This is a genomic window from Bartonella callosciuri, assembly GCF_014203215.1.
GTDB lineage: Bacteria > Pseudomonadota > Alphaproteobacteria > Rhizobiales > Rhizobiaceae > Bartonella > Bartonella callosciuri.
In genome coordinates this window covers 40,500-51,362 of sequence record NZ_JACHIM010000007.1, presented here as the reverse complement: position 1 = coordinate 51,362, position 10,863 = coordinate 40,500, and the positions used below count along the sequence as shown (strand labels likewise).

The 10,863-nt window shown below is 36.6% G+C and carries 11 protein-coding genes; 8 read left to right on the top strand and 3 right to left on the bottom strand.

Annotated elements, in window-relative coordinates:
- Nucleotides 1-301, top strand: a 301-nt coding sequence (locus tag HNQ69_RS06455; protein ID WP_183229237.1) for an autotransporter outer membrane beta-barrel domain-containing protein, incomplete at its 5' end; no start/stop codon positions are given.
- 400 nt (nucleotides 302-701) lie between these two features.
- Entirely contained in the window at nucleotides 702-1,124 is a 423-nt protein-coding gene (gene ndk / locus HNQ69_RS06450; protein WP_183229236.1) for a nucleoside-diphosphate kinase, read from the top strand.
- A gap of 105 nt (nucleotides 1,125-1,229) precedes the next feature.
- Here ndk and pgsA read toward each other — a convergent pair whose 3' ends face one another.
- The 3 genes from pgsA to HNQ69_RS06435 all read right to left on the bottom strand — a co-directional run bounded on the left by pgsA (nucleotide 1,230) and on the right by HNQ69_RS06435 (nucleotide 5,152).
- On the bottom strand, nucleotides 1,230-1,811 hold the full coding sequence (gene pgsA, locus HNQ69_RS06445; protein ID WP_183229235.1) for a CDP-diacylglycerol--glycerol-3-phosphate 3-phosphatidyltransferase: 582 nt from the start codon (nucleotides 1,809-1,811) through the stop codon (nucleotides 1,230-1,232).
- A gap of 71 nt (nucleotides 1,812-1,882) precedes the next feature.
- Nucleotides 1,883-3,868, bottom strand: coding sequence for an excinuclease ABC subunit UvrC (gene uvrC / locus HNQ69_RS06440; RefSeq protein WP_183229234.1), 1,986 nt, complete (start codon nucleotides 3,866-3,868; stop codon nucleotides 1,883-1,885).
- 420 nt (nucleotides 3,869-4,288) lie between these two features.
- Nucleotides 4,289-5,152, bottom strand: a complete 864-nt coding sequence (locus HNQ69_RS06435; protein ID WP_183229233.1) for a 23S rRNA (adenine(2030)-N(6))-methyltransferase RlmJ — start codon at nucleotides 5,150-5,152, stop codon at nucleotides 4,289-4,291.
- Nucleotides 5,153-6,157: 1,005 nt separating this feature from the next.
- Between HNQ69_RS06435 and HNQ69_RS06430 the strand changes: the two genes are divergently transcribed.
- From HNQ69_RS06430 to HNQ69_RS06405, 6 genes are all read left to right on the top strand, one after another.
- Nucleotides 6,158-6,331, top strand: a complete 174-nt coding sequence (locus HNQ69_RS06430) for a hypothetical protein (RefSeq protein ID WP_183229232.1) — start codon at nucleotides 6,158-6,160, stop codon at nucleotides 6,329-6,331.
- 751 nt (nucleotides 6,332-7,082) lie between these two features.
- Nucleotides 7,083-7,394: a twin-arginine translocase TatA/TatE family subunit gene (tatA, locus tag HNQ69_RS06425; RefSeq protein ID WP_183229231.1), complete on the top strand. Its 312-nt coding sequence runs from the start codon at nucleotides 7,083-7,085 to the stop codon at nucleotides 7,392-7,394.
- 55 nt (nucleotides 7,395-7,449) lie between these two features.
- Nucleotides 7,450-7,890 carry a Sec-independent protein translocase protein TatB gene (gene tatB, locus HNQ69_RS06420; protein WP_183229230.1) on the top strand — a complete coding sequence of 147 codons (441 nt, stop codon included), beginning with the start codon at nucleotides 7,450-7,452 and terminating at the stop codon, nucleotides 7,888-7,890.
- Entirely contained in the window at nucleotides 7,887-8,669 is a 783-nt protein-coding gene (gene tatC / locus HNQ69_RS06415) for a twin-arginine translocase subunit TatC (protein ID WP_183229229.1), read from the top strand. The genes tatB and tatC overlap by 4 nt, the downstream gene beginning before the upstream one ends.
- Before the next feature lie 60 nt (nucleotides 8,670-8,729).
- Nucleotides 8,730-10,007, top strand: a complete 1,278-nt coding sequence (gene serS / locus HNQ69_RS06410; RefSeq protein ID WP_183229228.1) for a serine--tRNA ligase — start codon at nucleotides 8,730-8,732, stop codon at nucleotides 10,005-10,007.
- Nucleotides 10,008-10,140: 133 nt separating this feature from the next.
- On the top strand, nucleotides 10,141-10,800 hold the full coding sequence (locus tag HNQ69_RS06405; RefSeq protein WP_183229227.1) for a protein-L-isoaspartate(D-aspartate) O-methyltransferase: 660 nt from the start codon (nucleotides 10,141-10,143) through the stop codon (nucleotides 10,798-10,800).
- Nucleotides 10,801-10,863 lie beyond the last annotated feature (63 nt).

Genomic DNA, 10,863 nt, shown 5'->3' with positions numbered 1-10,863 from the left:
ATCATTACGCAGTGAGGTTGGATTATCTTTAGGGTATGAATTTGGATTGGGCGTTGAGAGTTCGTCTTTAGCTTATCTTACGGCAGCATGGTTGCGTGAGAATAAAGATGATAATCACACGACGATTAACCAACAGCATCAATTTACCACAGATTTATCAGGGAATGCAGGCAAAATAGGATTTGGATTGAGTAGTTTAGTCAGTGATAAATTAAAGCTTTATGCACGAGCCCACTATATCAAAGGGCGTAAAAGCAAGCAGTCGCTTCAGGGCATTTTAGGTGTACGCTATAGTTTCTAATCGTGTGTTTTATTCTTTGATCAGCTTTAGCATATGGGGTGTTTCATAAGTTAAACGCATGCTGTTCATGGCAGCATTTTTTAGAGAATATGGCTTTTATAAAGCCTATATATATTTCTGCTTATTGGGTTGTTTTTTCTATCTTTCCATCTTTTGAAGAGGAGTTTTAAGGAGGGGGCTTTAGGGTTATAAAAGGTGCTTAAACCTTTTTGAAAAAGGCTATAATCTCGTTATGAAAGGATGTGTGACTGCGAGAATTTCTTTTTTATGAAAGTTTTTTGACAATTAATTACGTAATTACGCATTTTTTAAAATTAATGCGGATTTTTTCATAGTCCCTTGGCAAAAGGTTTCTTGCTCGCTATAGAACAGCCAGATAATATTATATAAAGGTGGTTAAATGGCTGTAGAGCGTACTTTTTCGATGATTAAACCAGATGCGACGCGTCGTAATTTGACAGGAGCAATTACGAAAATGCTTGAGGATGCAGGGCTGCGGGTTGTTGCATCTAAGCGTGTATGGATGAGTCAGCGTGAAGCTGAAGGGTTTTATGCTATTCATAGAGATCGCCCATTTTTTGGTGAATTGGTTGAGTTTATGTCTTCTGGTCCAACAGTTGTGCAAGTTTTAGAAGGTGAAAATGCAATCGCTAAGAACCGTGAAGTGATGGGTGCTACGAATCCTATGGATGCACAGGAAGGAACAATTCGTAAAATCCACGCTTTATCGATTGGCGAAAATTCTGTCCATGGCTCAGATAGTCCTGAAGCCGCAAAAATAGAAATTGCTTTTTGGTTTTCAGAAATGGAAATAGTTGGTTAATAAAAGCATATAATAAAAATTAGAAAATCCTGGAACATATTGTTTCAGGGTTTTTCTTATGAAGTTTATAGATTTTCTTGAAAGGATAGGGAGGCTCATAATTTTTCATGTGATAACATGTTTTAAGCCTGCACGAAAATAATCCCATCCTGTCCACAATGTGAGCAGAGCAGAGATCCACAGCATAGTAATCCCAAATTCTACTGTATAAGGGAGAATCTTATTGCCAGCTGGTCCTGCTAAGAGAAAGACAATGGCTATCATTTGTACAAAAGTTTTCCATTTTGCAAGACGTGAGACGGGAACACTGACTTTCAATTCAGCCAAATACTCACGTAATCCTGATACGAGAATTTCTCGGCAAAGAATGATAATAGCTGCCCATAATGCCCACCCAGCGATAGTACTGTCTGCCGCAAGCAAGAGTAAACAGGCAGATACGAGAAGTTTATCTGCAATTGGATCTAACATGCGGCCAATATTGGATGTTTGTTCCCAAATCCTGGCAAGGTAGCCATCAAGAAAGTCCGTAATGGATGCAATAACAAAAATGGAAACGGCGATCCAACGTGCAATATCACTTGATTGTAGTCGTCCTTCTAAAAAAAAGCACGCAACAACCATTGGCACAGCGATGATCCGTGCATAAGTAAGAATATTAGGAAAAGAAAAAGTATGATTTTTCATGGAGCCATTTTCAATTTTTTAAAAATGATGTATTTCATTAAACGTAATAAGGCAAAGGTTGTGAAACAAGTTTATTTTTCGTTAAAATAGTTATGAATTTTTTGTGCAATGGTGACAGAAATTCCTGTAACTTTTATTAAGTCTTCAAGTGAAGCATCGGCTATGGCTTTGGCACTTCCAAAATGATGAAGTAATGCACGCTTTCTTGTTGGACCAATGTTTTCGATTTCATCAAGTGGATTTTTGAATACTGCGCTTTTTCGTTTTGCTCTGTGCGTTCCAATTGCAACACGATGTGCTTCGTCACGTAAACGTTGCAAGAAATAAAGGATAGGATCATGTGAGGGAAGTGTAAAGGGTATTTTACCTTTTATGAAAAAACGTTCATGTCCCGCATTACGGTCAGGGCCTTTAGCTATTCCAACGACTGTAATAAATTCCTCTAATTTTAATTCAGACAAGATTGTGTGCACACTATTTATTTGTCCTTCTCCACCATCGATTAATATAAGATCAGGCCAAATAGGAAGAGAATCATCATTTTGATTTTTTATATCACTGCTTTTATTAGGCAGACCATACTCTTTGATAAGACGTGAAAATCTTCGCTTAATGACTTCTTTCATCATACCAAAATCGTCACCAGGTGTGATATTGGTCGAGCGAATGTTGAATTTGCGATACTGATTTTTAATAAAACCTCTTTGGCCTGCAACAATCATCACACCTACTGCATTCGTTCCCCTAATATGAGAATTATCATAGACTTCTATGCGGTGTGGAGAGCAAGGCAATTGAAATATTTCAGCAAGTCCTTGAAGTAATTTTGTCTGTGTTGCTGTTTCAGAAAGTTTGCGTCCAAGTGCTTCATGAGCATTGATAGAGGCGTGATTAACAAGAGTTTTTCGTTCACCTTGTTTGGGTAAAGAGAGGTGTATCTTACGATTCGCTTTTAGACTAAAAGCCTCTGTAAGAAGTGCTTTTTCTTCAATTTCTTCAGATAAAAAAATAAATTTTGGAAGTGGTTTATCATCGTAAAACTGGGCAAGAAAACTCGCTAAAATTTCAGTACGAGAAAAAGATGGATCTGCTTTAGGGAAATAAGCTCGGTTTCCCCAATTTTGTCCCATGCGGAAAAAGAATACTTGAATGCAGCTCTCTCCTCCCTGTTGTGCAATTGCAAAGACATCTGCTTCTTGTATTGTTTGAGGGTTAATGCCTTGATGGCTTTGTATGTGAGAGAGAGCTGATAAGCGGTCACGATAGGCTGCTGCTTGTTCAAAATCAAGGTTTTCTGCGGCTTGATGCATAGCTTGAACCATATCTTTTTTAACAGAATGGCTTTTCCCTGAAAGGAAAGCTTTTGCTCCTCTCACCAATTCTTTATAATCACTCTTACTAATCTCATTTGTACAGGGTGCAGAACATCGCTTAATTTGATAAAGCAAACATGGGCGCGTACGGTTTTCAAAAACTGAATCGGTACAGGTTCGTAATAAAAAGGCGCGTTGTAAAACATGAATTGTTTGTGTCACCGCACTTGAAGAGGCAAAAGGACCAAAATAATGCGCTTTTTTTGTTCGGGCGCCACGATGTTTGTAAAGTGCAGGTGCTCGATGATCATCAGTGATAATGATATAAGGGAAACTTTTATCGTCACGCAGTAACACATTAAAACGTGGATGTAATCTTTTGATGAGATTAGCTTCTAAAAGCAGCGCTTCTGTTTCTGTGTGTGTCACGACAAATTCCATATGGTATGTTGCACGAATCATGCGGGCAATACGATTATTGTGCCCTCGTTCACGCGTATAATTTGAAACGCGTTTTTTGAGATTACGTGCTTTTCCAACATAGAGAACATAACCATTCTCATCAATCATCCGATAAACTCCCGGCTTATGCGGAAGATGTTTGACAAACTCTTGTATGAGTTCGGCACCTTTAAATTGATTTTTATCATTTCCTTGATTGGCACTGTCCCATGTAATATGAGAGAGAAAAGAAAGGTTTTCTTTTTCATTTTTGGGATAAGCCGTGTTATTTTTCGGGATCATTCACTTTATCCGGAAACATTTTATATTTCTTATATGAAATGCTCTTATCGATCAATTACTATTCTTTATGTAATAAGAGTTATTTTTCCTAACAAATAATACATTATGACATGGGATCATTCAATTTTGGAGTTATTACTTTTCATAAAAAATATGAAGCAATCTCTAAAAATAGTTTTATGGATTTGCTAATGTTCTTTATTGAGAATGATAAATATGTGATGATAAAAAACAATATTAAAATAGGTTTTGTTTAAGAAAACAAATCTGTGCTCCTCACGATGATATACATTAGGAAGAGATTTGGTGCAAAATACCATGAAAACAATAGCTTAGTGTTGCAATATTTCTGAGCTGCTTCATTCCTTGAATTCTTACGAAAGAAGTTTTTGATTTAAGGTAGACATCAAATGTGAAAATCTAACATAATGAATGTTCTTTCTGGATCCATTGATGCGTTATTTTTGCATTTTTATCTTGTCCAAGACGGGCGAGAAGAAGGGGGCTAAGTTTTTTTATTTCTTCTTCGAGAAGATAGGGAGGATTGATAAGAATCATACCACTTCCATTCATTGTAGGTGGTATTGAGCTTTTTCGAATACGCATTTCAAGTTGTAGAATTTTTGGAATTCCTGTTTGATAAAGTGCATGAAGAAAATTTTCAATTTCTTTGTCATATTTAACAGGATACCATAAAGCATAGATTCCTCCTGGGAAACGGCGATACGCTTTCATTAATCCCTCAATAAGACGAGAAAATTCATCAGGTTTTTCAAAGGGAGGATCCACGAGGATGAATCCACGTTTTTCCTTTGGTGGTAAATGCGCATTTAAAGAAAGCCAACCATCCAAATGGAGGACTTTTGTTTGATAATCACCGGAAAAATTTTTTGCTAAAATTTGATAATCTTCATCATGCAACTCAATTGCAGTTAGTCGATCTTGTTTTCGCAATAATTGACGAATAAGAACAGGAGATCCAGGGTAGAATAGGATTTCTTTTCCTCCCTCATTGAGTGTGTCAATGGTATCATACCATGGAGAAAGGAGTGCTTTTAAATTTTCTGGGATAGAAGCTGAAAGAAGTCGTTGAACACCTTCTCGCCACTCTCCTGTTTTATGTGCTTCTAAAGAAGAAAGATCATAAATACCGATGCCAGCATGTGTATCTATAACGCGAAAAGCTTTTTCCTTGCGTTTCAGATATTCTACAATACGGGCAACAATAATGTGTTTAAAAACATCGGCAAAATTGCCAGCATGATAAATATGCCGATAATTCATGAGTAAATTCTACCATATGTATGATTGCACCAAACCTCTTTACTAACATAGAAGAATGGTTTTTGTATCAATAAAAGCTTCTTATAGAGATCAAAGAATCAAAAAAACGTATAGATCTAGAAAAATACTGATATCACAGTTTTGCAATTATTTGATATATCCATACAGTTTATATAAATTAAATTCATTACCAAGATTTCAAATCTTTTGCCAGAATATCGACAAAAAAAGAGACAAGGCTTCGATTGAAGCATTTGCTCTTTATCTTTGTAAAAAAGCTGTTTTATTATTGTTGTCTGAAAAGGAAAGGAGTAGAAGACACAATTAACGACAGTATTTGTGAAGTTTGCTAAAGAGGCTAATGCAATTTGCACATTATTTAAAGATTGATACATTGTGAGTATCTTATAAAAGCACGGTTAAAATGATTAGCTTCTTGCTTTAAGAAAACCAACGTGAATTTATGAGCAAGAGTAGCAAAATGCTGGTGTCATATGTGGGTAGAGAGCTGATGGGGAGGTTATTTAGGTAATAATTTTGTTTTGTTAGAGCAAAAGCTTTATGTTTATGTATGAAATAACGAGGTTGTTATATATACTATTAAAATATAGCTTTAAATTGATTATCGGATATATGATCTGTACCAATAAAATGCGAGATTGTTGGTTAAAACAGCACCAAGATAAAGCAGTACCAAAATATTGTAATAATGTTAAAAATAAGGACAATGATTATTGGTTTTGCGGTGTTGTTCTAAGAAATGAAAAAAAGCCTTCATGATAGCGCATAGATTTTAGAATTTTATTTGTGTGCAATAAAAGGGCGGTAGACGCGATCAAAGTGCTTTCCACATCTTTACGTGAGGTAAGTGAATGTGATGTATTTTAATTTTTATTGATAAGGAAGGGGGGAAGAATACAGTATTTTGTTTCATAGCTGGTGCCCCGTTATCTAGAAGCTGCAATAGTCATAAAACTTTAAAGAGGGATTAAGATAAGGGAATTCATGCTGTATGGATTAGTTTCAACTTCATGCTTTTGGTTTAATGAAGTTTGGTATGAATGCCAATTGTCTTTCTGGGTTTGTGGAGAACATATCATTATTGGAGTGTATTCTTATGTTCAGGAGAACAAAATAGAGAGAGCTTTAGGAGGTGAAGCGGCTTCAAGTGTTTGTTAATGATGGAAACTTTCCTAATGGTGAAACAGATCCGTGAGCATGAATGAGCATATTTTGAGAGAGCATATGGTGATGTATTACTTAATATTTTGGAAAAGTAGGATTTTATATCTTTTAAAAATTTAGTTTATTTACCAGCTGCAATGACTGCACATATTCACATGTTATTGTATTGAAGCAACTGATGATAAAATTCCCGCAATGCTGTTTGAGGGTGTTATTGAGAATGTTATTCCTAAGAAGATAGGTTTTGATGGGCTTTTGATGTTAACTAATGTGTCAATTAAAAGCTCTTTCAGGGGTTACACTTTCAGAAAATTTTCAGACTTAACACGTAAAAGCTTTTGCGTTAGGCTATGTATTTGTATCTTCACAGGTAATGGTGATTTACAAGAGATGTGTGCGATTGTGTAGATAATGCCATTTGAAAAAGGTAAAGCATTGTAATGTGCGTCGAGTGCTTGGAGGAGGCTTTCGCAACTCGATAGATAAGATGAAACTGCTTTAAATTAAAAAGAAGAGCTTTAAAATCTTTTGAATTTTTAAAAACGGTTTGTCATTTTTAACTTATCTGCATTTATTATATTACGCTAAGCAAAAGGGAAGATAAAAGTTAGTTCACACTAAAAAGCGTGCGATTGTCTTTAATTTGAGAAGAAAATATACAAGTAAGATATGATTATATTAGAAATGTTTCTTCAAAGTGAGCATAAACAAATGAAATCTAATTTAAAAGCAGTGAGAGAGAGTGATGGGTAATATTTTTTCACCAACGCATTTAATTGTAATTTTACTGATTATCCTTGTGCTTTTCGGACGTGGTAAGATTTCTGAATTAATGAGCGATGTTGCTAAGGGAATTAAAGTTTTCAAGAAGACTATGAAAGAAGAAGAGGACAGTATCGAGGATAAGCTTGAAGTAACTAATACTTCTAAAATAATTGATGCTGAACCTCAACAATCTGAGTCGTTATCGATGAAGCGTGCAGTAGCATCTAGAAAGGGTTCTTCTGCCTCTAAGGGAAGTAAGACGTCTGTTGTTAAAAAACAGCGTGTAAAATAACAAAAATATAATCATAATTGTCCATTGTTTTTTATGAGGAAGCCGAGTGTAAACAATGTTTGGGATTGATGGGCCAGAGTTTCTCGTGATCTTACTTGTTCTTATCATCGTAGTTGGACCAAAAGATTTACCTAAAATGCTGAAGACGATGGCAAGGGCAATAGCTTATGTACGTTCAACAGCGGATGAATTTCGTCACCAGTTTGATGATGCAATGAGAAAAGCCGAGGTTGATGATTTGCAAAAGACATTATCGGATATTAGCGATCTGAATCCAGACAAGGAGTTGAAAGAGCTTTTAAATCCCATTCACGATGCAGGAGAAGATACCCACGATAATTTTGAGATAAATCCAGTGCACCATAAATCAAAAAAAGATAAAAAAACTTTGAGATGTGATCAGAACAAAACCAGTGAAGGTTTAACTGTATCTACTGATTCTCATAGTTCTGGAAGCATTTCTGTAACTTCTAAAGATAAAGAAGGCGCATCATGAATGTTAAGAAAGATGAAGTTGATCCAAAGATGGCACCACTTTTAGAACATTTTATTGAACTTCGTCAGCGAATTATCGCTGTTCTTATTGTGTTTTTGATAGCTTTTATTGTATGCTTTCTTATCAAAGATTACATTTTGAATTTTCTGATATGGCCCTATCAGTGGGCAATGAAAATATCAGGTGGTAATCCTGAGAGTATTCGTCTGCAATCAACGCAAGTATGGGAAACTTTTTTAACGAAGATGAAACTTGCTGCTTTTGGGGCAGCTATTTTATCCTTTCCTTATACGGCTTTTCAGTTTTACAGCTTTATCGCACCAGGGCTTTATAAAAATGAGCGTATGGCTTTTTTACCATTTCTTATTGGTGGACCGATTTTATTTTGTATTGGGGGGGCGTTTGTTTATGCTCTTTTGGCACCAATAATGCTTTGGTTTAGCCTTTCTCAGCAACTTCTTCCAGACGTTCATTTAAGAATAGAGTTTATAGTCCGTATTTCTGATTATTTGAGCTTTATGATATCATTTGTCTTGATTTTTGGTTTGATTTTTCAATTGCCTCTTGTCATCAGCCTTTTAACGAAAGTTGGATTGTTAACGTTTCATGATTTGCTATCTAAGCGCAAGTGGGCTATCCTCGCCTCTTTTATAATTGCGGCGATAGTAACCCCATCGGATTTTTTTACTATGTTTGCAGTGGCTTTGCCAACGATAGCTCTTTATGAGGTCGCAGTTTTAATTGCCTACTGTATAGAAAAGAGAAAAAAATCCTCTTAAAAGAAGTTTATATCTTGTACGATAAGAAATGAATAAAAATGATGCAAATGAGGAATTTTAATGCTCGATATTAAGTGGATTCGTGAACGCCCTGAAAAATTAGATGAAGCGTTGGCAAACAGAGGTCTTGAACCGCAAGCGGAAAGATTAATAAAACTTGATTTTGAACGCCGGTCATATGTTGCTAAAGTGCAATCCGCCCAGGAGCGTCGCAATGCGGCATCAAAAAAAGTAGGGCAGGCTTTAGCTGCCTGTGATCAGAAAATGGCAGAACACCTTAGAGCTGAGGTTGAAGAAATAAAAGCTTTTCTTTCTTCTTCTACAGCGGAAGAAAAGCAGTTGACTGAGAGTTTGGAAAAAGCTCTTTCAGAACTCCCCAATATACCACTGGATGATGTTCCAAAAGGTAAAGATGAAAGTGATAATGTTGTTATTCGACATTTTGGTACACCCCCAACATTTGACTTTATACCAAAGGAGCATTTTGATCTTGGCCAAAATCTTGGACAGATGGACTTTGAGCGAGCCAGTCGTTTATCAGGGGCACGCTTTACAATACTTTCAGGAGCATTAGCTCGTCTTGAACGTGCATTGGGTCAGTTTATGCTTGATGTACATGTTGAGGAGCATGGGTATACAGAAGTTTCGGTGCCGCTCCTTGTTCGTGATGAGATTGTTTACAGTGCAGCCCAGCTGCCGAAGTTTGCTGATGATCTTTTCCGGACAACAGATGGTCGATGGCTTATTTCCACAGCAGAAGTGCCGTTAACAAATTTGGTCAATAATGAAATTCTTGAGGAATCCCATTTACCACTGCGATTTTCTTCTTTAACGCCCTGTTTTCGCTCAGAGGCAGGAGCTGCGGGTCGTGATACGCGTGGTATGTTACGTCAGCACCAGTTTTGGAAGGTAGAAATGGTATCAATTACCACTGAAGAGCAGTCTTTAGTGGAGCTAGAACGTATGACAGAGTGTGCAGAAGATGTGTTGAAACGTCTTGGTTTGCCTTTTCGTACTATGGTTCTTTCTACAGGTGACATGGGATTTGCTGCACGTAAAACTTATGACATTGAAGTTTGGCTTCCCGGTCAAGGATGCTATCGTGAAATTTCCAGCTGTTCAATTTGTGGAGATTTTCAAGGGCGACGTATGAATGCGCGGTATCGTAAAGAAGGCGATAAAGCATTATACTTTGTTCATAGTCTTAATGGTTCCGGTACGGCTATTGGACGTTGTCTTATCGCTGTTCTTGAGAATTATCAGCAAGCTGATGGGTCAATTATTGTTCCGGATGTTTTACAACCCTATATGAAGGGGATGCGTTGTATTACTGCTTAATTTTGCCAAAGAGAAACTTATAGAGGTTTATTGCTAAAAGATGATGAAGTGCAAATGCAAGATTTTGCCATTTTAAAAGAAATGAGTTGTACGTACGATAAAGATGCTACTCCATTGAAGAACGAATGACACTATGGGGCAAAAGAGTATTTTACGATTTCGTGAGGAATTGGCTGGCCTTGTGCTGAAAATGCGCAGCAAAGGGATTGATGATGTTCGCTTTTTTTCGGCATTTGAAAAAATTCCGCGTCAACAGTTTGTTGCTTCTCCTTGGTTCAACAGTGCTTATGATAATAAAGTTATTCCCATTGAATGTGGTGAATATATTGAGCGTTTAGAAGAGCAGCTTTTAATTCTTTCTGCGTTATCGTTGAAAAAAAAACATCGTGTCTTAGAAATTGGTACAGGATCTGGTTTTTGTACTGCCCTTATGGCGTGTCTGAGTGACCGGGTAATAACAGTTGATCGTTATAAAACACTTGTTGATTTGGCACACCAGAAATTTCAAACTTTGGGGCTTGAAAATATTATTGTACGGCAGATTGATGGAAGCCGTAATATTACAAATTTAGGATCATTTGATCGTATTCTTATTTGGCCATCACGTTCTGATGAACCAAAGGAGTTTTTAGAACTTTTAGCTGAAAATGGGATTCTTATTCAAGCTATAGGACCTGATGAAGGGATACAAACGGTGACGCGCTATACGAAAGTTGGTAATCGATTTGAGAGCTTAAAAATGTTTCAGGTACGTTATCAGCCCTTTATTAAAGGCATTGCGGAAATACTTTAATTTTGCACTTAACGTACTGGGCGAACTCTATAAATTCATTTTGATCTTATTATAAAGATATTT